This window comes from Klebsiella sp. LY (genome assembly GCF_004010915.1).
Classification (GTDB): domain Bacteria; phylum Pseudomonadota; class Gammaproteobacteria; order Enterobacterales; family Enterobacteriaceae; genus Klebsiella; species Klebsiella quasipneumoniae.
This window is the reverse complement of sequence record NZ_CP022444.1, coordinates 1,580,752-1,606,525: the sequence shown is the minus strand read 5'-3', so window position 1 is coordinate 1,606,525 and position 25,774 is coordinate 1,580,752. Positions and strand designations below refer to the sequence as shown.

General features: G+C 57.2%; 25 protein-coding genes. 11 read left to right on the top strand and 14 right to left on the bottom strand.

Going from position 1 to position 25,774, the window contains the following annotated elements; genetic code table 11:
• The first annotated feature begins 13 nt into the window (after positions 1–13).
• On the top strand, positions 14–649 hold the full coding sequence (mrkF, locus tag CE636_RS10615) for a type 3 fimbria minor subunit MrkF (RefSeq protein WP_017899258.1): 636 nt from the start codon (positions 14–16) through the stop codon (positions 647–649).
• A 33-nt stretch (positions 650–682) separates the two neighbouring features.
• Here mrkF and CE636_RS10610 read toward each other — a convergent pair whose 3' ends face one another.
• The 6 genes from CE636_RS10610 to CE636_RS10585 form a co-directional block, all read right to left on the bottom strand.
• Positions 683–1,399: an EAL domain-containing protein gene (locus tag CE636_RS10610; protein ID WP_004205387.1), complete on the bottom strand. Its 717-nt coding sequence runs from the start codon at positions 1,397–1,399 to the stop codon at positions 683–685.
• 143 nt (positions 1,400–1,542) lie between these two features.
• Positions 1,543–2,115 (bottom strand): LuxR C-terminal-related transcriptional regulator, encoded by a 573-nt coding sequence (locus tag CE636_RS10605; protein WP_004205389.1) that lies wholly within the window; start codon positions 2,113–2,115, stop codon positions 1,543–1,545.
• Positions 2,116–2,132: 17 nt separating this feature from the next.
• A complete protein-coding gene (gene mrkH, locus CE636_RS10600; RefSeq protein WP_004205390.1) occupies positions 2,133–2,837 on the bottom strand; it encodes a transcriptional activator MrkH in 705 nt (234 codons plus the stop codon).
• Positions 2,838–3,220: 383 nt separating this feature from the next.
• Entirely contained in the window at positions 3,221–4,099 is an 879-nt protein-coding gene (locus tag CE636_RS10595) for an aldo/keto reductase family oxidoreductase (RefSeq protein WP_017899257.1), read from the bottom strand.
• Between the two features lie 119 nt (positions 4,100–4,218).
• Complete coding sequence (locus tag CE636_RS10590) at positions 4,219–5,448, bottom strand: amino acid permease (protein ID WP_004205392.1); 1,230 nt, start codon at positions 5,446–5,448, stop codon at positions 4,219–4,221.
• A 123-nt stretch (positions 5,449–5,571) separates the two neighbouring features.
• Positions 5,572–6,033: a multidrug/biocide efflux PACE transporter gene (locus tag CE636_RS10585; RefSeq protein ID WP_017899256.1), complete on the bottom strand. Its 462-nt coding sequence runs from the start codon at positions 6,031–6,033 to the stop codon at positions 5,572–5,574.
• Between the two features lie 102 nt (positions 6,034–6,135).
• On the opposite strand from CE636_RS10585, the gene CE636_RS10580 reads away from it, so the two are divergent.
• From CE636_RS10580 to ompK26, 3 genes are all read left to right on the top strand, one after another.
• On the top strand, positions 6,136–7,005 hold the full coding sequence (locus CE636_RS10580; RefSeq protein ID WP_004205395.1) for a LysR family transcriptional regulator: 870 nt from the start codon (positions 6,136–6,138) through the stop codon (positions 7,003–7,005).
• Between the two features lie 118 nt (positions 7,006–7,123).
• Entirely contained in the window at positions 7,124–8,302 is a 1,179-nt protein-coding gene (locus tag CE636_RS10575) for an acetyl-CoA C-acetyltransferase (protein ID WP_004205397.1), read from the top strand.
• Positions 8,303–8,550: 248 nt separating this feature from the next.
• The gene (gene ompK26 / locus CE636_RS10570) at positions 8,551–9,246 is read left to right on the top strand and encodes a KdgM family porin OmpK26 (protein ID WP_004205398.1); all 696 of its coding nucleotides are present in this window, start codon (positions 8,551–8,553) and stop codon (positions 9,244–9,246) included.
• A gap of 134 nt (positions 9,247–9,380) precedes the next feature.
• On the opposite strand, the gene CE636_RS10565 is transcribed toward ompK26, so the two are convergent.
• A complete protein-coding gene (locus CE636_RS10565) occupies positions 9,381–10,556 on the bottom strand; it encodes an oligogalacturonate lyase family protein (protein WP_017899255.1) in 1,176 nt (391 codons plus the stop codon).
• 485 nt (positions 10,557–11,041) lie between these two features.
• On the opposite strand from CE636_RS10565, the gene kduD reads away from it, so the two are divergent.
• Complete coding sequence (gene kduD, locus CE636_RS10560) at positions 11,042–11,803, top strand: 2-dehydro-3-deoxy-D-gluconate 5-dehydrogenase KduD (protein ID WP_012540639.1); 762 nt, start codon at positions 11,042–11,044, stop codon at positions 11,801–11,803.
• 296 nt (positions 11,804–12,099) lie between these two features.
• Positions 12,100–13,521: a sugar porter family MFS transporter gene (locus CE636_RS10555; protein ID WP_004205402.1), complete on the top strand. Its 1,422-nt coding sequence runs from the start codon at positions 12,100–12,102 to the stop codon at positions 13,519–13,521.
• Here the strand turns inward: CE636_RS10555 and CE636_RS10550 are convergent.
• Positions 13,518–14,513: a LacI family DNA-binding transcriptional regulator gene (locus tag CE636_RS10550; protein WP_017899253.1), complete on the bottom strand. Its 996-nt coding sequence runs from the start codon at positions 14,511–14,513 to the stop codon at positions 13,518–13,520. The two genes, CE636_RS10555 and CE636_RS10550, sit on opposite strands and share 4 nt — an antisense overlap.
• A 94-nt stretch (positions 14,514–14,607) precedes the next feature.
• Between CE636_RS10550 and CE636_RS28670 the strand changes: the two genes are divergently transcribed.
• The 4 genes from CE636_RS28670 (at position 14,608) to CE636_RS10535 (ending at position 18,914) form a co-directional block, all read left to right on the top strand.
• Positions 14,608–14,742 carry a hypothetical protein gene (locus tag CE636_RS28670; RefSeq protein ID WP_017899252.1) on the top strand — a complete coding sequence of 45 codons (135 nt, stop codon included), beginning with the start codon at positions 14,608–14,610 and terminating at the stop codon, positions 14,740–14,742.
• Between the two features lie 12 nt (positions 14,743–14,754).
• Positions 14,755–15,996 (top strand): MFS transporter, encoded by a 1,242-nt coding sequence (locus tag CE636_RS10545; protein WP_017899251.1) that lies wholly within the window; start codon positions 14,755–14,757, stop codon positions 15,994–15,996.
• Between the two features lie 19 nt (positions 15,997–16,015).
• The gene (locus CE636_RS10540) at positions 16,016–17,449 is read left to right on the top strand and encodes a glycoside hydrolase family 32 protein (protein ID WP_017899250.1); all 1,434 of its coding nucleotides are present in this window, start codon (positions 16,016–16,018) and stop codon (positions 17,447–17,449) included.
• 121 nt (positions 17,450–17,570) lie between these two features.
• Positions 17,571–18,914, top strand: a complete 1,344-nt coding sequence (locus CE636_RS10535) for a carbohydrate porin (RefSeq protein ID WP_017899249.1) — start codon at positions 17,571–17,573, stop codon at positions 18,912–18,914.
• A gap of 55 nt (positions 18,915–18,969) precedes the next feature.
• Here CE636_RS10535 and CE636_RS10530 read toward each other — a convergent pair whose 3' ends face one another.
• The 5 genes from CE636_RS10530 to CE636_RS10510 form a co-directional block, all read right to left on the bottom strand.
• Entirely contained in the window at positions 18,970–20,256 is a 1,287-nt protein-coding gene (locus tag CE636_RS10530) for an ABC transporter substrate-binding protein (RefSeq protein ID WP_004205415.1), read from the bottom strand.
• A gap of 16 nt (positions 20,257–20,272) precedes the next feature.
• A complete protein-coding gene (locus CE636_RS10525; protein ID WP_017899248.1) occupies positions 20,273–21,400 on the bottom strand; it encodes an ABC transporter ATP-binding protein in 1,128 nt (375 codons plus the stop codon).
• 12 nt (positions 21,401–21,412) lie between these two features.
• A complete protein-coding gene (locus tag CE636_RS10520) occupies positions 21,413–22,315 on the bottom strand; it encodes a carbohydrate ABC transporter permease (RefSeq protein WP_017899247.1) in 903 nt (300 codons plus the stop codon).
• Complete coding sequence (locus tag CE636_RS10515; RefSeq protein WP_017899246.1) at positions 22,308–23,198, bottom strand: carbohydrate ABC transporter permease; 891 nt, start codon at positions 23,196–23,198, stop codon at positions 22,308–22,310. Before CE636_RS10515 ends, CE636_RS10520 begins: the two co-directional genes overlap by 8 nt.
• Positions 23,199–23,650: 452 nt before the next feature.
• Positions 23,651–23,977, bottom strand: coding sequence for a cupin domain-containing protein (locus CE636_RS10510; RefSeq protein WP_004205420.1), 327 nt, complete (start codon positions 23,975–23,977; stop codon positions 23,651–23,653).
• Positions 23,978–24,116: 139 nt separating this feature from the next.
• On the opposite strand from CE636_RS10510, the gene CE636_RS10505 reads away from it, so the two are divergent.
• Positions 24,117–24,830, top strand: a complete 714-nt coding sequence (locus CE636_RS10505; protein WP_004205421.1) for an aspartate/glutamate racemase — start codon at positions 24,117–24,119, stop codon at positions 24,828–24,830.
• Here CE636_RS10505 and CE636_RS10500 read toward each other — a convergent pair.
• Positions 24,796–25,722, bottom strand: a complete 927-nt coding sequence (locus CE636_RS10500; RefSeq protein WP_004205422.1) for a LysR family transcriptional regulator — start codon at positions 25,720–25,722, stop codon at positions 24,796–24,798. The genes CE636_RS10505 and CE636_RS10500 overlap by 35 nt on opposite strands.
• Between the last annotated feature and the right edge of the window lie 52 nt (positions 25,723–25,774).

Genomic DNA, 25,774 nt, shown 5'->3' with positions numbered 1-25,774 from the left:
TACGGGAGGGGGAATGAAGGGATTGCCGAAACATACTATCGCGTGGCTGCTGCTCTGCGGCAGCCTCGCCGCCCCCTCGGCGTGGGGTTTCGAGACCAATTACGACCGCGGACGGGTCGATTTTGCCGGGCGGGTGACGGATATCTCCTGCAGCGTCGCGCTCAATGGCGGCCAGCATGCCGGCAGCGGCAACGTCTGGCTGGCGCCGGTCAGCCTGGCGGAAGTGCACGATCGCGGGGCCGGGGCGTTTATGAAGCCGCAGCCTTTTACCCTGGCGCTGTCAAACTGCCAGCTACGTCATGACGGCGGCGCCGCTTCGCAGGACGAGGTGCGGCGGGTCAGCGTTCGCTGGATCGACGGTTTTTTACTGACGGCGGTCGGCAATGAGAACGCGGGCTATCTGGCTAATACCTTGCCAGACGGCGCGCAGAATATTTATCTGGCGCTGTCGACCAATGATAATAATACGCTGGATAATAGTAATAAAATTGTCCCTGCGGATCCGCAGCAAAATCAGGTGCATTTACAGGAAAACGCGGTCAGCGGCGGCCTGTTCACCTATTATGTGGGCTACGTTTCGCCGACCCCGAAAAGCGCCACCAGCGGGCCAATTACCAGCTGGGCAACGTGGGAATTAGTTTATAATTAAGCGGGACGAAAAAGCCGGGCAAGCCCGGCTTTTTTATATGCCAATATCGTCGGCAACCAGTTGCTCAATGCTGACTTCCTGCCAGTAATGCCCCTGAATAGCAAACCACTCCATACCCTGCAGCCATTTTTTATGGGCTTCGCTTTCCACGCCTTCAATAATCACGTTGTGATGATTGCGGGATAAAAAGGTGACCAGCGCATCCATCAGCTGACGGCCGGACTCTTTGCGCATCAGATGCCAGAAAAAATCTTTATCAATTTTGACATAGTCAAAATGATAACCGCTGATGGCGTTAATCCCCGCGTAGCCAGAGCCGAAGTCATCGAGCCACAGCGAGGTATCCTGCGGGCTTTGCCAGGCGGCCAGGGAATTATTCAGAAGTTTCTCGGCGTTTTCGGTCACTTCAAAATGGACGCAGGTCAGGGCGGCGATTTTCTCTTTTATTTCCTTCTGGCGCAGCAGAGTCAGGATATGGTCATCAACGTTAATGGTAGCGGAAATATGGTTACGTAAAAACCATGCTTTATGCTGTTCAATCAACCCCAGTTGCTCGAGAAAAATACGTTCACGAACTGCCGCGGTGGCATGGCGGAAAAAATATTCTGGCGAAACGGGAAGATTATCGAAGCGGCTTAAGCATTCAACCGCGACTAAGGTACCTTGTGGGGAAAACATTTTCTGAAAGACGTAGCGTACAGCGATATCATTACGAGATAAAATGTTGTCTTCGAATATTTTAGTGTTCATTATCCCTCTTCACGAGGTTAGTCAGACAATAAGCAGAGGATAGGTTAATTATAGGCTACCTGATGATTAATGGGAATGGCAGGAAATGTAAATCAACAACGAATAAGTACGCTTTATCCGCTATTGATTTACCTGTGCGTAATTTAACATTGATGGAGGGCGGCAATACGCTGGTTCATCGTGCGGGAATTATCAATGCCCAGCTTTTGCATGATATGGATTCGATGGCTGTGGACCGTTTTATGGGCAATGCCGAGCAGGGCGGCAATCCGCTTATTATTATTGTTGGCAATCAGCAGCTCGAGGATCTGGCACTCCCGCGGCGACAGCTGTTTGCGCAATCGTCGCGGCGGTTGTTCGCTGGCGCCCTTCGCCCGCTGGATAATAGACGCAAACATAGATAGCGGCGATTTTTCACTAATAATCATGGCATTATCGACGGTTATTAACTCTCTGCACAGTCCGGCAATGTCGCTTTTTATCATCAGCACCGGCTGCTGGCAGCGTTGCAGGGAAAGGCGGAGCGCATTCAATAGATCAACGATTCTGATGGCAGAAATATCCTTATTGATTAAATTGAAAATAACCGTTTGGGCCTCAGGCAGCTGTTTCCCATGGATGACTTCGTCATAGCCAAAACGGGTGGCGTTTTCATGACTATCAATAAGGTAGTGATAGATTGAGTGACCAATGAGATTATCATTGGTGTACAGCAATATACTTTCCAAGGGTATCAGATTCTCTTTTTTCGCTTGGCTTCTAAGATCAGGTCCAGCAGAATTTTCTCTATTCTGCGCTGGTCGTCGAGATGGCGGAACTTAAACTGGCAGGATATCTGATAGTAGCTTTCGCTCTCTTCATTAGGGTCATCAAGGGTGATAATAATGACATTCTTTACCACCAGGTCGATGGTGATCTCGCCATATTCCGCCAGCATCAGTACGGCGTTTTTCAGCAATGCGTTATGACTGAGGAATTTCAGATTCGGCGTTTTGGTCATCAGTGCGCAACCGCCGTCTGAAATGTCCTTGATGTCGAAAAGATAGTTTTCGCCATTTTTATGGCGACCGCGGCAATAAAAATCATGCTCGTGGCGTAAACGAAAGCGGGGATCGCGGCGACGCTGCACCACCTGCAGGCATTCAGGCAAGGAAAAGGCGTAGCGGATACCTTTATCGACACCGCTATTGTCATGTTTTGTCAGGGCCGCATTAAACTCTATTTTCCCTGAATCGCTATGCAGGAGAAAGCGAATTTTATGCCCGGGCGGGATTTTGCGATGGGTCTGAATATGGAACTCGGCAAAGTCCACGCGCGTCAGTTGGGTTATGATACTGGTGTTGTTAAAAAATATTTCAATTTCAGTACGTTTGCGCAACTCCTCTCTGAAAATAGCAATAATTTCATACTTACTGGTCTTTATCGTTCCCTCTGTCATGTGCATCCCTTGTAAATAGTTGTCGTGAGGCGTTTGATTTTTCTTATAGCAATAGCAACATTCTGATTGGGTTAATCAGATGTTTTTATGAGCGTTTGATGTTATTGACTATCTTTGCAGCCAGATTGATATGTATAAACTTGGAATTCGATATTGTGTTTCCTGTAATCAAGCGTTTCAAATTTTGGTCATGACAAAAACGACAACGGCCTCCAAGCTGGAGACCGGTCGAAGGATAAAAAACTTAAGTTTAATTAACGGGGATAATGAGAGAACGATCGTCGATCACGCCCCATTTGTAGGATCTATAGTGCCAGCAGTGATGAGGTTTTTCCAGGCAAATATTGAGGAGGGAAGTCGTTCCCTCCTTTCGGCCTGACGGGTCAGGGATGCTTGCGGGTGGCGATATTATCCAGGGTGCGCAGCGCATCCGCCGGCAAAATTAGCCCGGCGGCGGCAATATTTTCCGCCAGGTGCGTCCGGGATGAGGTGCCTGGGATCAGCAGAATATTGGGCGCGCGCTGGAGTAGCCAGGCGAGGGCGACCTGCATCGGCGTCGCCTCAAGCGAGGCCGCGACCTCGTTCAGCTCCTGCGCCTGCAGGGGAGTAAAACCGCCCAACGGGAAGAAGGGAACCCAGGCGATGTGCTGGGCGGCCAGCGCATCCACCAGCGCGTCGTCGGCGCGATGGGCAATGTTATAGAGGTTTTGCACGCAGACGATAGGCGTCATTTTCTGTGCATCCGCCACCTGCTTTGCCGTCACGTTGCTGAGGCCAATATGGCGGATCAATCCTCGCTCCTTCAGCTCCAGCAGGGTGGCGAGCGGCGCCTCCAGCGACCCTTCTACCGGGCCGTGGGGGCTCAGCATACTGCGCAGGTTCACCACCTCCAGCACGTCGAGCCCCAGGTGACGCAAATTGTCCTCGACGGCCTGGGTCAGTTCAGCGGGCGACATGGCCGGCAGCCAGTTGCCTTTCTCGTCACGACGGGCGCTGACCTTGGTGACAATGCACAGATCGTCGGGGTAGGGGTGGAGCGCTTTGCGGATCAGCTGATTGGTCACATGGGGGCCATAGAAATCCGAGGTATCGATATGGTTTACCCCGGCTTCGACGGCGGCCTGCAGCACGCGCACCGCTTCTTCTGGATCTTTCGGCGGGCCGAAAACGCCGGGGCCGGCCAGCTGCATGGCGCCGTAACCCAACCGATAGACCTGGCGATCGCCGAGCGTGCCGCGACCGGATAAGGTGACACTGGACATAGGAACTCTCCTCACGGTGGCTAAGCCGTAAGTGTAATGCGCTAACAAGGAAGAGAAGGGTGAGAATATTGTCAGAATGTGCGACAGCGGTCAGGCAAGCCGCTGTCGCCGGAGACGGATTAGCCGAAGAACATCACGGAGACGCAGAGCAGGCCGACCACCAGAGTGATGGCGTTACCCACCGAGCGATACGGCTTCAGCGCCGGGATAAGCCAGGTTGACAGGGTGGGCATGATAAACAGGATCATGGCGATAAGCGGTCCGCTGATGGCGTAGATCATCGAGATCGCATTCGGGTTGATAAAGCACACCGCAAAGGTGAAGGCAGAGACCAGCATGATCGACATCGCGCGGTTGAAGGCGCGGCTCTTGCGCACGCCCATCAGGCCCAGCGAGCTTTTGACGATTTCGCTGGCGCCTTCAATGACCCCGAAGTAGGTGCCGAGAAAGGATTTCGACATGGCGACCACGGCGACAATAATGCCGGTCACCGCCAGCCAGCCCGGCGCGCCCGGCACCATCGACAGGGCGGAGAGGATGGTCACCCCCTGATCGCGGGCGGTCTCAATATAGGTCGCCGGGATGGCCAGCAGGCAGCTGAAGACGAAAAACAGCACGCTGGCGCAGATGATGGTATAGGCCACCTTCATGATTTTTTTGCATTTACCCATGGCCAGGTCGCCGTGCTTCTCCTGCTGGTCGATAGCAAAAGTCGAGATGATCGGCGTATGGCTAAAAGCGAAAACCATCACGGGTATGGAGATCCAGACCTGGTGGAGCGTCTGCGAGCTGAACTGCATCTGGCTGGTGAGATGTTCCGGATGCCAGTCGCGGATTAAATAGAGGGAGAGAAACAGGAAGCAGGCGATAAGCGGGAAGACCAGAAAGCCCATCACCTTGATGGTGATTTGCCGGCCCATGAGAAAGATCAGGTTAAGGACCAGCACGACCCCCAGGCTCAGCAGCGCGCGTAGCGCAGGCGTCATCGGCGTGCGATGTGCCACCTGCTCGGCCAGCGAGTTGGTGATGGCCACGGCGTAGATCAGCACGACCACAAAGAAGGCGAGGAAATAGAGCCCGGTGATCAGGTTGCCAATTTTCTTACCATAGTAGTGATTTACTGCGCCGGTGATCCCGGTTCCCGGCGCGATATTGGCCGAGAGAATAAACTGGCTCAGCGCTTTGTGAGGCCAGTAGGTGAGCGGCCAGGCGACCAGCGCGGTGATGAAAAGGACAATGGCGCCAGCCGAACCCAGCTGGATCGGTAGAAATAGCGTCCCAGCGCCTACTGCAGTGCCATATAAGGCAAAACTCCATAGAGTTTCTTCTTTAGACCAAATTTTAGACATTATGCGACTTTATCAACCGTCAAACCAAAAAAAAGGAGTGCAATTTACCATATTTATGGTTCGTCTGTTGCGATAGTTTTTGGTGATAAAGTGGCAGCGGATCGCGAAGGATCCGCCGCGAGGCTAGCCGCGCGCCGCCTGGCGCGGGCGGCGGTGACGGATAACGCGCTCGCGCAGGGTGTCCCAGACCCAGTTAAACGCCATGGTGTAGGGCAGGAAGAAGAGCATGAAGCCGATCTCCAGCATAAACGCCTGCAGCAGCGATACCCCCAGCACGATGGCTACCATGGTGACGCCGATGATAACAAAGCCGGTCTCGAAGCCGATCGCGTGCAGCGCCCGCACTTTCAGCCGGCGAGGGACGCGGGAGACTGGCCACAGGCGATCGAAAGCCGCGTTATAAATGATGTTCCATACCATCGCCAGGGTGGCGAGCAGAATGCTCAGTCCGCCCATCTCCACCACCGAACGCTGCATCAGCCAGGCGGCGGTGGGGGCGAGGATCAGCGTCGCCAGCCCTTCGAAGGTGATGGCGTGGATAACGCGCTCGGTGAGCGTCTTGCGCTGATGTGGGGTCTGTTGCATGGCGAGCTACCTCCAGTTTTAGCCTGAACAGGAAATTACCCGGCAGTTTATGGAAAAATGTGATAAACAAAAGATAGAAACCATCGATAAAGTAGATACATCATGCGTTATTCACCGGAAGCGTTAACCGCCTTTGTCGAGGCCGTTGACAGCGGGTCGTTCTCCGCCGCCGCCCGTCGCCTGCGCAAAAGCCAGTCGACGATCAGTACCGCTATCGCCAACCTGGAGGCTGACCTCGGGGTGACCCTCTTCGATCGGGCAACGCGGCAGCCGACGCTGACGCCGCAGGGGGAGCAGGTGCTGAGCTATGTCAAAGCGATCCTCGCCGCCAGCGAGCGGCTGGATGAGCTGGCGGTATCGCTGTCCGGCGAGACGGAGCCGCGGCTGACCTTTGTGCTCTCGGACACCCTGCACCCGGACGTGCTGGAAGATCTGCTTGTGCAGTTTGACCGCCGCTTCCCTCATACCGAATTTGAATGCTTGATTGGCGAAGATGAGGACGTGATCGATCTCCTGCAAAAATCCCGCGCCCAGGTGGGACTGATTGAGGCGAGAGAGCGCTACCCGACCGATATCGGCAGCACCCGCCTGCCGCTGCAGACGGCGATGGGCATTTACGTGGCGCCTGACCATCCGCTGGCGGGGCAGGGCAAGGTTGTCTGGGATGAGCTGCGCAGCTGGCGCGAGCTGCGTTTGAGCACCTTTCTGGCCAGCGCGACGGAGCCTGCCGCCGGGCAGGTCTGGTCGGCGCCAAACTACCTGCTGCTGCTCAGCATGGCGGTGCAGGGCTTCGGCTGGTGCATTCTGCCCTGTGCGCTGGTGGCGGAGTTTGCGCCGCAGGGCGGACTGGTGGCGCTCGATATCCCCGGCTGGCCGCGGGCGATTTCGGTGGATCTGCTGTGGAATAAGAAAGCGCCGCCCGGGGCGGCCGGCAGCTGGCTGCGTCAGCATCTGCAGCGGCGTGAGCGTTAACGAATAGCTATTTCTTTGTGATTGGCTTCACTTTTTTTAAACAATTACAAAGTTTTTTGATAACAATTATCTAGTATATCGCTGTTTCTTTGCGCAAAAGTACGGGCAGGGGTAGAGGATGAAGGATGTCGTGATCGTCGGGGCGCTACGTACGCCGATTGGCTGCTTTCAGGGCGCGTTATCGCGCCATTCAGCCGTTGAGCTGGGCAGCGTGGTGGTGAAGGCGCTGGTGGAGAAGACGGGAATCGATCCGCAGAGCGTGGATGAGGTGATCCTCGGCCAGGTGCTGACCGCGGGAACCGGGCAAAACCCGGCTCGTCAGTCTGCTATTCGCGGCGGGTTGCCCAACACCGTATCGGCGATCACCATTAACGACGTCTGCGGTTCCGGCCTGAAAGCCCTGCACCTCGCCACCCAGGCGATCCAGTGCGGGGAGGCGGACGTGGTGATCGCCGGCGGCCAGGAGAACATGAGCCGCGCTCCGCATGTCCTCACCGACAGCCGCACCGGCGCCCAACTGGGCAACAGCCAGCTGATTGACAGCCTGGTCCATGACGGCCTGTGGGACGCCTTCAACGATTATCATATGGGCGTCACGGCGGAGAACCTCGCCCGGGAATATGGCATCAGCCGCGAACTGCAGGACGCCTGGGCGCTCAGCTCGCAGCAGAAGGCGCGCAAGGCGATTGATTCCGGACGCTTTCGCGATGAGATTGTCCCGGTCGTTACCGAGCATAACGGCGCGGCGCGCACCGTGGATACCGATGAACAACCGCGGGTGGATGCCAGCGCGGAAGGGCTGGCCAGCCTGCAGCCTACCTTCGATCGTCTCGGATCGGTAACCGCCGGCAACGCCTCCAGCATCAATGACGGCGCGGCGGCGGTGATGATGATGAGTGAGGCGAAAGCCGAGGCGCTGGGGCTGCCGATCCTTGCGCGGATCCGCGCCTTCGCCAGCGTCGGCGTCGATCCGGCGCTGATGGGCATCGCGCCGGTGCACGCCACTCGTCGCTGTCTTGAGCGGGCCGGCTGGCGGCTGGACGACGTCGATCTGATCGAAGCCAATGAGGCCTTTGCCGCTCAGGCTATCTCCGTTGGCCGGGTACTGGAGTGGGATGAGCGACGGGTCAACGTTAACGGCGGCGCGATCGCCCTCGGCCACCCCATCGGCGCCTCCGGCTGTCGGATTCTGGTGTCGCTGGTGCATGAAATGATCAAGCGCGATGCGCGTAAAGGGCTGGCGACGCTGTGCATCGGCGGCGGTCAGGGCGTGGCGCTGGCGGTAGAACGCGCGTAGCGCTGCATGTCGATTTCCATGGCCTCCTGCGGGAGGCCTTTTTTATGCGCCGCGCTTTGCCGACCCCTCTTTTTTCACCCGTATTTCCCTCACCCACCGCCAATTTATTGAGCTCTGTCACGTCTTGTTGTGCCACCTTTTTTGAAACAAATAACTACGATCCTGGTCACTAAAACTAAGGTGCTTAAAAAATAAAATAACGTTTCATAAAAACGAAATGACATTTTATTTATTATAAGGGGTACCCTATGTTGAAACGATCTCTGGTTCTGGCCGCCCTCTGCGGTATGTCTTTTGCGGCAACCGCGGTCACGATAGATTTACGTCATGAATTTATTGATGGCGGCAAGAGCGATAAAAGCAATGCTGACCGCGTCTCGGTGTCCCACCGCTTCGCCAACGGGCTAGGCTTTACCGTAGAGGCCAAATGGCGTTCAGGCGGCGACAACGGTTCGCAACCCTATTCGGACGTGGTGGGCAACGGCCATGAAGACACCATCAGCTGGCGCTGGAAAGCGACATCGAACCTGTTCCTCACCCCCGGGTTTACCATAGAGAGCAACGACAGCCGCTCCATCTACAAGCCGCACCTGCACGTACAATACAGTTTCGACAATGGCTTCTATGTCGCCGCTCGCTATCGCTATGAGTACACCCGCTATCCGAATGATGCCGGCAAAGATGATGACAAGGTGAATCGCGGCGACGCGTGGGCCGGGTTTGCTCTCGGCGACTGGCGCACCGAGCTGAACTATGTCTATGCCCGCAGTTCGGAAGGGGTGAATCGTAACGACAACAAACCCTACTCGCAGGAATATAACGTGAAGGTGGCCTATAAGCTGGATAACAACTGGTCGCCGTATGGTGAAATCGGCAACGTCGGCGTGAATGACCGCAGCGATCGCCAGACCCGTTTCCGCGTCGGGGTGGCTTACTCATTCTGATTTCCATCAGGCCCTCATCGTCTGTTTTCCCCGGCGCCGTCAGCCGGGGTTTTTTATGGGCCAAAGCGGGGGAACAAAAAAAAGCCCTCCGCGAAGGAGGGCAAGGCCAGTTACAGAAAAACGTTCGCCGGGGCTCAGGCGCTCAGCATCGGCGGATGGTCAGGTAATTTCGCGATATAGATGGCCGGCTTGCCGTCTTTATCAGAGCTGAACAGAATGGCGCTGTCGTCCGGCGTAAACGAGGGGTGCGGGTGCGTCACCTGGCGGCTGTTGGCCACCGTCGCCCACGAGGTATCATGGCGCGCGACGCGGAAGTAGCGCTTCTCCGCCACGTTAAAGACGTACAGATAAGGATCGTTATCAATGGAGTAGCCGCCGGTATCTTTGACATCCACCGGCGTGCCTGATCCATCGCCCACCAGCAGCGTACCGTCGAAATTGCTCATCAGATGCGAGCAGGCGGGCATCGTCATCAGGGCCTCGTTGACGCAGCTCTCCGGATCAAAGCGATAGATCGTCCGCCCCTGCTGGCCTTTCAGATAGGAGACGTAGATCAGCGCTGAACCGTCCGGGACCCAGAATTCATGGGTGCAGCTTTCCCCCGGGGCATGCGCTTTGACTTTACGCACGTTGCTGCCATCTTCATTGACCAGCCACATGCGGGCGTCAACCAGATCGTGCGGCCCTTCATGGCAGAAGGCGACGGTATGGTCGTCGAAGGGACGATAGATCGGGTGTCCCAGCCAGATTTTTTCCTCATGGATCACCTGGCTCTCACCGCTGCACAGGTCGACGCGCAGCAGGCGGCAATGCGGTCCTTTGTGGAAGAAGTCATGGAAAATCTGCCAGTCGTTGAGCGGCGTCCAGTCGCTTTTCGCAATCTCAATGCCTACCAGTTTGCTGCAATCGCTGTTTGCCACCCAGGTGCCATAGCCGACCCACGCCTCGCTGACGCGGTAAACTTCACGCTCGGCGAGGGTGGTGAGGTTCACCTCCAGCAGGGTACGGTCATTTTTCACGTAATAGAGTGACTTATCGTCCGGGGAGAGGAAGCCGCCGAAGGTGTTATCCCCGGCGCCTTCCGTCAGCTGGACGGCTTCGGCGCTGGCGATATTCAGCAGATAGTAGTTCCAGTGGCCGTCAAACTCGCCGGCGAACAGTAAATGGCTGCCATCGTTAAAAAAGCACTTCTGATAGAAGTAGTTGCGATGACAGGTGACCTCCGGGGGGGTTAAGCGGGTGACTTCCGCCCCGGTATCCGGATCGCGGCTGACGTGGTAATTCAGTTTGACCCGCATGCCTTTAGCCATGTAGTGCTCCTTTCTTTCCTGCGATGCCGCTGGACCAGAGGCGTGTCGCTGAGTGATATGTTTTAAAAGATGGGTGTTAATTTATCAAAACAACGTTTCATTATTTGTGATGTCCCACGCAGTTCGGCGTAATTCCCGCATCTTCTGCGGCCTGCTGGCCTCAATTTGGCCGCCTCTCCGGACAACCGGCTGAATCATCATCCTTTTAAAACCGCTTCCTGTCCGGTGCGGGTTGCCGGAACCGTTCGCGTTTTCTTTTTTTTGTAATCTTCGTCATAAAAAATGAAACAACGTTTTAAATATCATTGAAAATGACAGAGGGCGGGGCTAAGATGGCACCCATCAGTAAAACGGAACTCTGTTTTATTTTTTATGATGGGCTCTGCCCATGAGTTCGCCCCACGCTCAGTCGCGCCGCCGGCGCGAGCCGGGCCGAGAGAACCTTGCCTGCATACTGCAGGCTCTGAACGACTAAGGAACACATTATGATTCTTGATGCATTCTCCCTGCAGGGAAAAGTGGCCGTCGTGAGCGGATGCGATACCGGTTTAGGTCAGGGGATGGCCCTCGGGCTGGCGGAAGCGGGCTGCGATATTGTCGGTATCAATATTGTCGAGCCGGTGGAAACCATCGAGCGGGTGACGGCGCTGGGACGCCGCTTTCTCAGCCTGACCGCCGACCTGCGCCAGATCGACGGTATCCCTCAGCTGCTGGAGCGGGCGGTGGCGGAGTTTGGCCATATTGATATTCTGGTCAACAATGCCGGCCTGATCCGCCGCGAGGACGCGCTGGCGTTCAGCGAAAAGGACTGGGACGACGTGATGAACCTCAACATCAAGAGCGTATTTTTCATGTCCCAGGCGGCGGCGAAGCACTTTATCGCCCAGGGCAGCGGCGGGAAGATCATTAACATCGCCTCGATGCTGTCGTTCCAGGGCGGGATCCGTGTGCCGTCGTATACCGCGTCCAAAAGCGCGGTGATGGGCGTTACCCGCCTGCTGGCCAACGAGTGGGCTAAACACAATATCAATGTCAACGCCATCGCCCCGGGGTATATGGCGACCAATAACACCCAGCAGCTGCGCGCTGACGAGCAGCGCAGTAGCGAAATTCTCGACCGCATTCCCGCCGGGCGCTGGGGCCTGCCGGCCGACCTGATGGGGCCGGTGGTCTTCCTCGCTTCCCCAGCCTCCGATTATATCAATGGCTACACGGTGGCGGTGGACGGCGGCTGGCTGGCGCGCTAACCGACGGCGACGGCCGGCGCGGCACTCACCGCTCCGGCCGTCTGAGCAATTATTGTCCATACCGTAAAATGAGGATCGTCCATATTCCAGAGTGAAGAATTAATGTTACCGCCCTGTATGAACAGGGTTATTAACGATGCGAAACGAATTTTTCGTTACGTTGAAAGTTTAATGTCCATCACAAAACCCATCTTGCCAGCAAAATAGTCCATATCTTTGGCGTATCCAGCCTGACAAATTCCTCCGCCAGTCACGTACTTTCGTCCTATGTCTTTCTCTGTGTGGCAGGAATAAAAATGACTTCAATCAGTAACGACTCTGCATTAACGCCGCGGGCGCAACGTGACACCCGGCGGATGAACTGGTTTGTTTCTATCGCCGCGGCGGTGGCGGGGTTGCTCTTTGGCCTGGATATCGGCGTGATATCCGGGGCGCTGCCCTTTATTACCGACCACTTTACCTTATCCAGCCAGCTTCAGGAGTGGGTGGTCAGCAGCATGATGCTGGGGGCGGCGATAGGCGCGCTGTTTAACGGCTGGCTGTCGTTCCGCCTTGGCCGCAAATACAGCCTGATGGCGGGAGCCGTGCTCTTTGTCGCCGGCTCTATAGGCTCCGCTTTTGCCGCCAGCGTCGAAGTGCTGCTGGTGGCCCGCGTGGTGTTGGGGGTGGCCGTCGGGATCGCCTCTTACACCGCGCCGCTGTACCTCTCCGAAATGGCCAGCGAGAACGTGCGCGGAAAAATGATCAGTATGTATCAGCTGATGGTGACCCTCGGCATTGTGCTGGCGTTTCTTTCCGATACCGCCTTTAGCTACAGCGGTAACTGGCGCGCCATGCTGGGCGTGCTGGCGCTGCCGGCGGTGATCCTGATCGTTCTGGTCGTCTTTCTGCCGAACAGCCCGCGCTGGCTGGCGGAGAAAGGGCGCCATATCGAAGCGGAAGAGGTGCTGCGGATGTTGCGCGATACCTCGGAGAAGGCGCGCGATGAGCTTAACGAGATCCGCGAAAGCCTGAAGCTGAAGCAGGGCGGCTGGGCGTTGTTCAAGGTCAATCGTAACGTACGCCGGGCGGTGTTCCTTGGCATGCTGCTGCAGGCGATGCAGCAGTTCACCGGCATGAACATCATCATGTACTACGCCCCGCGTATTTTCAAAATGGCGGGCTTTACCACTACCGAACAGCAGATGATCGCCACCCTGGTGGTGGGCCTGACCTTTATGTTTGCCACCTTTATCGCAGTGTTCACGGTGGATAAAGCAGGCCGCAAGCCGGCGCTGAAAATCGGCTTCAGCGTGATGGCGCTGGGCACCCTGGTGCTCGGCTACTGCCTGATGCAGTTCGACAATGGCACCGCCTCCAGCGGCCTCTCCTGGCTTTCCGTCGGCATGACCATGATGTGTATTGCCGGGTATGCGATGAGCGCGGCGCCGGTGGTGTGGATCCTCTGCTCTGAGATCCAGCCGCTGAAATGCCGCGACTTCGGCATCACCTGCTCCACCACCACCAACTGGGTGTCGAACATGATCATCGGCGCCACCTTCCTGACGCTGCTTGACGCGATCGGCGCCGCCGGGACCTTCTGGCTCTACACGGTGCTCAACGTGGCCTTTATCGGCGTCACCTTCTGGCTGATCCCGGAGACCAAAAATGTCACCCTCGAACACATTGAGCGCAACCTGATGGCGGGCGAGAAGCTGCGCAATATCGGTAACCGTTAATGCGAGGCGCGCGGCAACCACGGGCTGGCGACCTTGCGCGTCTCCCGATGGTTGTCGCCGTGAATGATATGCAGGGCGCTCAGGCGCCCGATGTCGTAGTGCGGCAGCTGCACCGTGGAGAGCGGCGGCAGAAACAGATCGCCAATGCCCACCATATTGTCGTATCCCACCACCGCCACGTCCTGTGGAATGCGTAACCCCTGGCCCAGCAGCGTCTGATAGACCATAAAGGCGATGCGATCGTTACCGCAGATCACCGAGTCGAAGCCGGGTTTACCCGCGCGGATATGCGCCAGCACCACCGCGGGAATATCGTGGTAATGCTCATCGCCCTGGGCCATATACGAGTGGGTCAGGCTCTCAGGTTCGATGCCCGCCTCCCGGCAGGCGCGCTCCAGCCCCTGGCGGCGGCGGATTGTCGCCAGCTGGCTGGCGGGTAAGTGCAGGCACAGCGGACGACGATAGCCGGCGGCAAGCAGGGCTTTTACCGCGTCGTACTGGCCCTGTTCATCGTCCGGGATATAGCTGGCCACCGGTTGGCTGAGGCTTTCGCAGTTAGCCAGCACGCAGGGCAGGGTCAGCAGTTTGTCCGGCAGCGGCACCTGACGCAGGCCCATGGTGGTAAAGATGATGCCGTCCGGACGGTGGGAGAGGAGCAGGTCGACCACTGCTTCCGGCCGATCGTCAGAAAACATATTGACCACAAAGCTGTTCCAGCCGTGGGCGCGGGCCGTTTCTTCGATCGACAGGGTGATTTCCACCGAAAAGGGCGTGGTGACGGTATCCAGCGCCAGCACGCCGATGGTGCTGGGGGTGGCCCGCGCCCCGCGGATCTTTTTCGCCGACAGGTCGGGGACGTAGTTGGTTTCGGCGATGGCGGCCTGCACGCGGGCCAGCGTCTCCGGCTTGAGCCGCTCCGGGGTGTTCAGCGCCCGTGAGACGGTCATCAGAGATACATTCGCCAGTTTTGCTACATCTTTCAGGGACGCCATTTTTTCCTCCGCCATTGCTGCAGAGTACAGGCTATACAACTAAGTCGCTGATGTAAAAGCATGAAACGATTTTCTGCTAACGCCGTCGTGAGCGATGTTGCGGTTGATTTTTGATCGCGATCGCATCTTCATTATGTTAACGTTAACTTTTGTGATTAACATCATATATCGCAGCGAATCCCTCTGCGCTTTGTTTTTTGTTAACGTTACCATAATTGCATTCCTCTAACACGAGAATGTCATGATGAAAGCGCATCACTCACACAGCTACCCGTTGCTCAGTGCCTTACTGTTTTTCTTTTTCGTGACCTGGTCGTCATCCGGCTCCTTGCTTTCCATCTGGCTGCACCAGGAGGTGGGGCTGAAGGCCGGCGATACCGGTATCATCTACGCCGTGCTGTCGGTTTCCGCGCTGTTTGCGCAAGTTTGCTATGGCTTTATCCAGGATAAGCTGGGGCTGCGCAAACATCTGCTCTGGTATATCACCGCGCTGCTGATCCTCTCCGGTCCGGCGTATCTGCTGTTCGGCCATCTGCTGAAAATTAACGTCCTGCTGGGCAGCATCTTCGGCGGGATCTACATCGGCTTGACCTTTAACGGCGGCATTGGCGTGCTGGAATCCTATACCGAGCGCGTGGCGCGCCAGAGCCAGTTTGAATTCGGCAGGGCGCGGATGTGGGGCTCGCTGGGCTGGGCGGTGGCCACCTTCTTCGCCGGTCTGCTGTTTAACATCAACCCGCAGCTTAACTTCCTCGTCGCCAGCTGCTCCGGACTGGTGTTTTTTATTCTGCTGGCCCGGCTGCGCGTCTCCTCGGCACCGCATGCGATGCAGGAGGCGGTTTCAGGCGGCAAGGTGGCCCTGGAAGATGCGCTGCGCCTGCTGACGCTGCCGCGCTTCTGGGCGCTGGTCTTCTTCGTCATCGGCACCTGCATCTACGGCGTCTATGACCAGCAGTTCCCGGTCTATTTCTCATCGCAGTTCGCGACCCTGCAGGAAGGCAATGAGATGTATGGCTACCTTAACTCCTTCCAGGTGTTCCTCGAGGCGGCCGGCATGTTCTGCGCGCCGTGGCTGGTGAACCGCATCGGGGCCAAAAACGGTCTGATTTTCGCCGGCATGGTGATGGCGATGCGCATGGTGGCCTCCGGCCTGGTGGAGGGGCCGCTGCTGATCTCCATCACCAAACTGCTGCACGCGGTGGAGCTGCCGATACTGCTGGTGGCTATCTTTAAGTACAACAGCATTAACTTCGATAAACGCCTCTCCTCCACCCTCTATCTGGTGGGCTTCGCCTGCACCAGCTCGATTATCGCCAGCGTATTGTCGCCGCTGGCGGGCTACAGCTATGAAAAATATGGCTTCGCCCAGTCCTATCTGATCATGGGCCTGCTGGTGTTCTGCACCACCTTTATTTCCATCTTCTTGTTGCGCTCCGGCAAATCCTCCGCCGATCCGCTGATGTCGCAACCTACCGCTATCTGAATCAAAAAGAGTGAAAACGATGACTTACACAATCTCCAGGGCTGAACAGGTACTCCAGACACAACGCCAGGCGCTCAATCTGCGCTGGTATCCGCACTATCACCTGGCGGCCCGCGCCGGGTGGATCAACGACCCAAACGGTCTGGTGTGGTTCGACGGCTGGTACCATGCTTTTTATCAACATCACCCGTACTCCACCCAGTGGGGGCCGATGCACTGGGGGCATGCACGGAGCAAGGATCTGGTGCACTGGGAGCATCTGCCGGTGGCCCTGGCGCCGGAGGGGCCGGAGGATAAAGACGGCTGCTTCTCTGGCTCGGCGGTGGTCGATGGCGATACCCTGGCGCTGATTTACACCGGGCATAAATTCCACGGCGACCCTGGCGACGAAGCCAATCTGTATCAGGTACAGTGCCTGGCCACCAGCCGGGACGGGATCCACTTCGAGCGCCAGGGGATGGTGGTCGACACTCCGCCGGGCATGCACCATTTCCGCGATCCGAAGGTCTGGCGGGAGGGAGACAGCTGGTACATGATCGTCGGCGCGCGCGAAGGCGACACCGGTCAGGTACGGCTGTACCGTTCAGCCGATCTGCGCCAGTGGCAGGACGCGGGGGTGCTGGATGAAGCGGAAAGCACCATGGGCTATATGTGGGAGTGCCCGGACTTCTTCACCCTCAGCGGCAAACGCGTCCTGATGTTTTCCCCGCAGGGGATGCAGGCCGAGGGGTTCCGCAACCGTAACCTGTTCCAGAGCGGCTATCTGATCGGCGAGTGGCAGCCGGGGCAGCGATTCGTCCGTCACGGCGAGTTCACGGAGATGGATCACGGCCACGATTTCTATGCGCCGCAAAGCTTCGCCACCCCCGATGGCCGGCGGATCGTGATTGGCTGGCTGGATATGTGGGAATCGCCGCTGCCGGAGCAGCAGGACGGCTGGGCGGGCATGCTCTCCCTGCCGCGCGAGCTGAGCCTGAGCGCGGATAACCGCCTGCAGATGCGCCCGGCGAAAGAAGTGGAGAGCCTGCGCGGCGCCTGGTTCCCGTGGCCGGTAAGCACCCTGAACAATCAGCAGACCACTATGGTCGACAACTGCGAGGCGATGGAGGTCAACCTGCGCTGGAACTGCGCCAGCAGCAGCGCCGAGCAGTATGGTCTGCGCTTTGGCGATGGCCTGCGCCTCTACGTGGATGCCCAACAGCAGCGTCTGGTGCTGGAGCGGCATTATCCGCAGTATGGCCTGTGCGGGACGCGCAGCGTACCGTTGACCGCCGGGGCGGATCTCAATCTGCGGATATTTTTCGATAGCTCTTCGGTGGAGGTTTTTGTCAATGACGGCGAGGCCTGCCTGAGCAGCCGTATCTACCCGCAGGCTCCCCGCCGTGAATTAGCGTTATTTGCCTGGAGCGGTTCGGCGGCATTAACCGAAGCCGGAGCCTGGCAGCTCGAATAATAAAAAGGCTGTTGTCGTTAATAACCCGTCTTTGACGATGGGCGGGTTATTATTGCCTGTATCGTCGTGCATTACCCATTAATAAAAAATTCAGTTCATTCCATAATAAAAGGGTTTACCGATGAATAAAATCTGGGTCGGGTGTTTTCTCACGTCTTTGTATCTGCCACAGGCGATGGCGCAGGCGCCGTTATCGCTGGAAGAGCGGCTGGCGCAAATGGAGCAGCGGCTGAAGGCGACGGAGGCGCGCGCCGCCAGCGCAGAGGCGGAGATTAAGACGCTGAAAGGCCAGCAGCAGGCCACGACGGTCGCCCGCGCGGCGCCGGCTACGCCGCGCCTGCAGCTGAACGACAATGGCGAATTAAAATTTTATGGCGACGTCGAATTTAATCTTGATGGCGCCAGCCGCACCGGTAGCCTAACGTCGGTCAAAACCAGCGCGAATAAAAGTTGGGCGCCCGGCGAGAAAGAGCGCTGGGATATTAACGGCCGTATTCTGCTGGGTTTTGATGGCAGACGTAATGGCGACGACGGGAAATATGCCGGATTCAGCGTGCAGCCGCTGGCGGATATGGATGGCAAAATGAATCTCGACGATGCGGTATTTTTCTTTGGTCAGCAGGATGACTGGAAAATAAAAATAGGCCGCTTTGAAGCCTGGGATATGTTCCCCCTGAATCAGGATACCTTTATTGAATATTCAGGAAATACCGCCAACGACCTTTATTCCGACGGCTATGGCTATATTTACATGATGAAAGAGGGGCGCGGGCGCAGCAGCAGCGGCGGCAACCTCCTGTTCAGCAAAACCGTAGATAACTGGTATTTCGAGGTCAATACCCTGGTGGAGGACGGCAGTTCGCTGTTTGTCGATCAGAACTATCACGGTAATGCGCTGGAAAACCGCAAAAACGTAGTGTACGTGCGGCCGGTGGCGGTGTGGCAGTCCGGCGCCTGGTCGGCGGCGGCAGCGATAGAGAGCAACCTCGTCAACAACGCCTACGGCTATCAGAATCAGAGCGGGCGCTGGGTCGACCAGTCAAACCGCACCGGCTACGGGATGACCATGAGCTGGAACACCCTGAAAAGCGATCCGCACGATGGGGCGGTGGTCAATCTGAGTACTGCCCTGCTGGACGCGGCGGATGAAACCGACTTCAGCGCCGGAATCAATGCCCTGTGGCATCGCGTGGAGCTGGGCTATATCTACGCGCATAACAAAATCGATCAGTTCAACATGGCCGGGGTGAATGGCGAGTGCGATGGCGACTGCGCAATCCTCCCGCCGGGGCGCTATGACATCCATACCGTGCATACATCCTGGCAGTTGCCGAATATTATGGCGATGCCGAACTTCAATATTTACCTTGGCGCCTACGCCTCGTGGCTCGATTCCACGGCGGCGAAGAGCGGGAATCCCGACGAACGCTATGGTGCCCGGGTGCGCTTTAAATATTTCTTCTGACAAGATGCTCAGGCAGGCTCTCCCGCGGCGGACGCCGCGGGAGAGTTCAGGCAGGTTAACGCATCGCGCGGCGCAGAATGCGGTCGGTCTGGCGCTGGAAGTCCTCGGCCGCTTCTTCCACCGACTTTTTACCGTAGTCGATGTACTGCAGGGTGGTGCCGAACTGGGCGACGATCTGTGGGTCGTCGAAGTACGGCGAGACCGGCAGGGTGGTGGGCAGGGATTGCGCCAGCTTCAGGCCGGACACCGCCGGATCGTCGGCTTTGATGATCCCGTCCTCGGTCAGGTAGGTGACCGCCGCTTTGCTCAGCGGCACGCCACGCTCCAGACCCAGAATATCCACCCCTTCTTTACTGTTCAGCAGGAAGTTAATCAATTTCGCCGCCGCCTGCGGGTTTTTCGTCGATTTGCCAATGGACAGCATCTGCGCAGGCTTGAAGAACAGTCCGGCATCGGTGGCGCCGGGGAGCATCGGGTATTCCCCCAGCACCAGCTTCGCCGGCGGCTTCAGATTGTCGGAATATTTATTGATGGTGGAGTTCCACATGTAGGTCCCGCCCCATTCACCCTGGATCCACGGCTTCATCTCGTACATGTTGCTCTTGCCGAACGAGGCATAGTAGCGGGTGTCCGGCATCACATGGCTGTCGATAAGCTTCTTATACATGCCGAAGAAGTCCGCCCACTGCGCTTTGCTGTAGGAGAATTTGCGGCCCTTCTCATCGATGGCCGGCTGGTTGTATTTTTGCACCATGTAAGAGTTGAGCAGGGCCAGCACGTCCTGGTGCTCAAGCACCACCGGGTAGTACTGTTTCCCGAGTTTGCTTTCGAAAGTTTTTCCCGCCGCCAGCAGTTCATCCCAGGTTTTCGGGAAGGGGATGCCCGCCTTTTTCCACGCTTCGTCGTTAAAGTAGAAAACGCGGGCGGTGACCGACACCGGGATGCCGTTGAGCTTGCCGTTGACCGTGGTGGACTGCAGCTCTTTGGCGTCAAACTGGCTGAGATCGATCTCGTCTTTCAGAGTATTGAGATCGTAAAAGCCATCGCCATTTTTCGAAAAGATCGGCAGCCAGTTCCAGTTGGTCTGCATCACGTCAGGCTCGGTGCCGCCGGCTATCTGGGTGGTCAGGCGCGAAAGATGGCCGTCCCAGCCGGTATATTCCGCTTTGACATTGATATCAGGATATTGCTGGTGAAAAGCCTCCAGCGCCTTGAGGGTCACCTGATGGCGGCCATTGCCCCCCCACCAGGACATGCGCAGGTCGACATCCTGCGCCAGCGAGGAGAAGGCGCTAAGGCCCAGGGTGGCGGAGAGGGTGGCGCTTATCAGCACGTTTTTCATTGTTATGCTCCAGGGTTCACAGAGAGAGGTTCTGTTCGGTTTTGGCGTCAAAGATGTGACACTTGTTAAGATCAAAGGTGAAATAGACTTTTCGATTCAGTCCCTTAGCAATCATCGGCTTCGCATCGTCCGACGGCACGCGAGCGGTCAGCTCGTAGCCCGCGACCTGCAGATAGACAAAGAACTCATGACCCATGTTTTCCACCCGCACCATCTCGCCCATGCAGCCGCCTTCGGCGAACGGTGCGTCGGAGAGCGACACGAATTCCGGGCGGACCCCGTAGAACACCTCCTGATGCTGATAGGCGCCGACTTTCTCCGCCAGACGGTCGTTCAACGGCAGGCGCTGGTCGCCAAGGGTCAGGCACAGGCGGCCGTCGTGCTCAACCAGCTGGCTGGGGCGAATATTCATCTCCGGCGCGCCGATAAAGCCGGCGACAAACATATTTTTCGGCTGGTGGTAAAGGTTGTCCGGGGTATCGACCTGCATAATGTGGCCGAGCTTCATCACGCAGATGCGGTCGCCCATGGTCATCGCTTCCGTCTGATCGTGGGTAACGTAGACGGTGGTCGCCGGTTTACCGGATTTCTTCAACTGCTTATGCAGATCGGAAATGCGAATGCGCATCGAGGCGCGCAGCTTGGCGTCCAGGTTGGAGAGCGGCTCGTCGAACAGGAAGACGTCCGGTTTTTTGACGATCGCCCGGCCCACCGCCACGCGCTGCGCCTGGCCGCCGGAGAGCTGGCGCGGCAGACGTTCCAGCAGCTCCTCCAGTTCGAGGATTTTCGCCGCTTCCTCCACCTGCCGATCAATCTGCGCCTTGGGCAGCTTGCTCAGCTTCAGGCCAAAGGCGAGGTTTTCGCGCACCGTCATATGCGGATAGAGGGCGTAGTTCTGGAACACCATCGCAATACCACGGGATTTAGGCGCCAGGTTGTTGACGATCTTGTCGCCGATCCGCACCTCGCCGCCGCTGATGGTCTCCAGACCCGCCAGCATGCGCAGGGTGGTCGATTTGGCGCAGCCGGAAGGGCCGACGATCACCATAAATTCGCCATCGGCAATCTTCAGGTCGATACCATGCACCGCTTTAAACCCGTTGGAGTAAACTTTTTCCAGTTTGTTGAAAATCACTTCAGCCATGATATTTCCCTCTTAACCTTTGATTCCGCTGCTGGTCACGCCCTGCACGAAGTAGCGTTGAGCCAGGAAGAAGACGATGATGGACGGCAGAATGGAGATGCTCGCCATTGCCAGAATTTCGTTCCACGGCGCGCCTTCCGTGACGTCGATAGACATTTTTAGCGCCAGCGCGATGGGATACTTATCGACGCTGTAGACGTAGATCAGCGGACCGATAAAGTCATTCATCGACCACATGAACTGGAACAGCGCCACCGAGATAATGGCCGGCTTGAGGATCGGCACCACCACATACCACAGCACCTGGATGGAGTTGCAGCCGTCGATCTGCGCCGCCTCTTCCATATCGCGCGGCACGCCGCGCAGAAACTGGATCAGCATGAAGACGAAGAATCCCTGGGTGGCGAAGGCCAGCGGCAAGTACAGCGGCAGATAGCTGTTCAGCATCCCCATTTCGCGGAACATCAGGTACTGCGGGATCAGCAGGACGGTGCTCGGCAGCAGCATGGTGGTGATGAGCGTCGCGAACCAGAACTTCTTCCACGGGATCTCAAAGCGCGCAAAGCCGTACGCCACGATGGTGGAGGAGATGATGGTTAACACCACCTTCGGGATCACATACTTAAAGGTGTTCAGCATATAGTGGCCGAAATGGTATTCGGTGCCGGTCTTCCAGCCGTTGATAAACCCGTCCCAGGTGGCGTGGGTCGGCCACAGCCCGAGGGTGGTGAAGATCTCATGGTTCGGCTTGAACGAGGCGGAGAACATCCACGCCAGCGGGTAGAGCATCAGCAGGCCGACGAATATCAGCACGACGTAGCGCACCACCCGGCTCACTTTTTCCCGGCGCAGCGTACGGGCGACCTCACGATCGGCGTCGCTTATCACCGGCGCCATCTGTTGAATATCAGCCATTTTTGCCTCCCTTATCGGCGGAGTAGAAGACCCAGTATTTCGATGACTTAAAGGCGATCGACGCAAAAACCGCCACGACGAGGAACAGCACCCACGCCAGCGCGGCGCCATAGCCCATGTCGAAGTACTTAAAGGCGGTATCGTAGATGTAGAGCGAGAACAGGTAGGTGTAATAGGTCGGGCCGCCGCCGGTTATCACGTACAGGCCGGTAAACTCCTGGAACGCCTGGGTAGTCTGCATAATAAAGTTGAAGAAAATCACCGGGGTGATCAGCGGCACGGTGACCTTCATAAACATCTGCCACTTCGAGGCGCCGTCGATCATTGCCGCCTCATACTGCGACTGCGGGACGTTCTGCAGGGCGGCGAGGAAGATGACCATCGCGGAGCCAAACTGCCAGACGCGCAGCAGGGTGACCGACATTAAAGCCAGCGAGGGTTCCCCCAGCCAGTTGACGGCATCGATGCCAAAGACGGCGAGAAAGCTGTTCAGCAGGCCGTCAATGGCGAACAGGGCGCGCCACAGCACGGCAATCGCCACCGAGCTGCCGAGGATCGACGGGATGTAGTAGGCGGTGCGGAAAAAGCCGATGCCGCGCAGTTTGAAATTGAGCACAAAGGCAATGCCGAGGGCGAAAGCCAGTTTTAAGGGGATGGTTAAGAAGACGTAGGCAAAGGTCACCCCCATCGATTTCCAGAACAGGCTATCCTCGGTCAACATATAGCGATAGTTTTCAATGCCGTTAAATACCGGCGGACTCATCAAGTCGTACTCAGTAAAACTGAGAAAGAAAGATGAAACAAAAGGAAAAGCAGTAAAGACAATCAGCCCGATGATATAGGGCGATATCCATGCCAATCCCAGCAGCTTGTTTTCATTCATACATACCTACCTGGCTTACGAGTTGTAATACGGATCGGGTGACGCGGCGCTGTCGGCCTTTTGCCGCGACCAACGCAAAAAGTCTGAACGTTTCCTCTGGTTAACATATCCTTGTTAATGAATGGCTTAAGTTTTAACTGGCCCAGCGTGGAGGGGCCATTAGGCTCTTTTTTTATGCTGATCTTTTTTTATAAAACACCGTTTTAATTTCATTTTATTGCGATTTATTTCCGCGTCATGCAGATCTGGATGGAAATGTGATCAAAGTCGAAACGATGTTTCAAAAAGGTGAGGTGGTAAGCACTTTAAGGATCTGAGGGAGCTTGAAAACAAGGAACAATCAGTCTGAACTGAGCGGGAAATATTATTACCAGGATAATGATTGGGGCGGCATCTTTTTTAGCGCGTGCTGTGAAACCTGAATCGGGGGCGGCGATCGCCCCCGTTTTTCATCAGCGTGCGAGAAAATCTTCGCGGATCGGGGTAAAGGTGTCGAGCAGCGTGCCGGGCTGCAAACAGACGCAGCCGTGCATGATCCCCGGCTGCTTATACAGCGTATCGCCAGCGCTGACGACGCGCGTCTCCTCGCCGATAGTGAACTCGAACTCGCCCGAGAGCACATAGGTGAGCTGTTCGTGAGGATGGTTATGCATCGGGCCGACGGCGCCGGCGGCAAAATTCACCTCTACGGCCATCATTTTGCCGTCGTGCGCCAGAATGCGGCGGGTTACGCCATTGCCGAGGTCTTCAAGGGTGGTGTCTTTATGGAAAATAAACATCGGGCGATCCTGTTGTTAAAATGAAACGTTGTTTCACTTAACTTATCCCACTCTTCATGAAAAAGAAATACGCGGCCAGAGAAGTGGAAAGTTGATCACAAGTTTGTTTCACTGGCAGAAACGACATAAGGAGCAGAAGATGAAAACCATTGGCCTGTTAGGTGGCATGAGCTGGGAGTCAACGATCCCTTACTATCGCCTGATTAATGAAGGCGTGAAGGCGCGACTGGGCGGGCTGCACTCCGCCAGCCTGGTGCTGCACAGCGTCGATTTTCACGACATCGAAGCCTGTCAGTCCGCCGGCGACTGGGATCGCGCCGGGGCGATCCTTGCCGAAGCCGCGGTCGGGCTCCAGCAGGCGGGCGCCGAGGGCATTGTCCTGTGCACCAACACCATGCACAAGGTAGCGGATGCCATCGCCGCCCGCTGCCAGGTTCCCTTTCTGCATATCGCCGACGCCACCGGGCGGGCGATTGCCGCCAAAGGCCAGCGGCGGGTCGCGCTGCTGGGCACTCGCTATACCATGGAGCAGACCTTTTATCGCGGTCGTCTGCAGGAGCAGTTTGCCATCGAGACGCTGATCCCCGAGGCCGACGATCGGGCGCGGATCAATCAGATCATCTTCGACGAGCTCTGTCTCGGCACCTTCAGCGAGGCATCGCGGGACTATTATCTGCAGACGATCGCCGCCCTGGCGGAGCAGGGAGCGGAAGGGGTTATTTTCGGCTGTACAGAGATAGGCCTGCTGGTGCCTGCCGAGCTCAGCCCGCTGCCGGTCTTTGACACCGCGGCGATCCATGCGGAAGACGCGGTCAACTTTATGCTCTCTGCAGGACCGACGCCAGCGGCGTGAGGATCTGCGGCAGACTCTGCTGCAGGTGCGTCACAAAGGCATCGACCAGCGCCGAGCGCGGGCGATGGAGCGGGCGGATCAGGCTGACGGTAAACGGCACCTCGACGCTGAAGCGGCGCACCACCACGCCGCTATCGGCATAGTCCAGGGCGGTCAGCGGGTTAACCACCGAGATCCCGGCGCCGGCGCGCACCATGGCGCAGATCGAGGCCGCACTGTGGGTTTCGACCACCATCCGCCGTTTAACCTGATGCTCAAGGAACAGGGCGTCGAGCAGCTGGCGATAGCTGTCGGTGCGCGACAGGCTGATGTAGTTTTCGCCCTGAAAATCGGCGGGGGTCAGCGTCGTCTGCGCCGCCAGCGGATGGCCGGCAGGCAGCACGCAGACTTCATTCAGCGTCAGCAGCGGCGTGCGTTCGGTGCCCGCCGGGGTATGCAGGGTCTCCGTCAGGCCAAGGTCATGGCGCTGGGCGGAGAGCCACTCCTCCAGCAGCGGCGACTCCTGAGGGACGATCTGCAGGCTGACCTCCGGGTAGCGGGCGAGAAACGGCGGCAACAGCAGCGGCAGAAAGGACTGGGAAAACACCGGCAGGCAGGCGATCGACAGCTCGCCCTGGCGAAACTCGCGCAGGCTCTCGGCGGCGCTGACGATGCGGTCCAGGCCGTACCAGGAACGCTGAACCTCCTCAAACAGGCGCAGGCCCTGCACGGTTGGCTGCAGGCGACCGCGGGTCCGCTCAAACAGCTGAAGGCCGAGCACCTTCTCAAAGCGCGCCAGCTCGCGGCTGACGGTGGGTTGCGAGGTGTGCAGCATCCTCGCGGCTTCGGTCAGGTTGCCGGTGGTCATCACCGCGTGAAAGATTTCGATATGGCGCAAATTGACGGCTGGCATGCGGTCTCCCTGAGGCTCGGCTGTAACCATATCATTTTTGCATAGAGTCGCG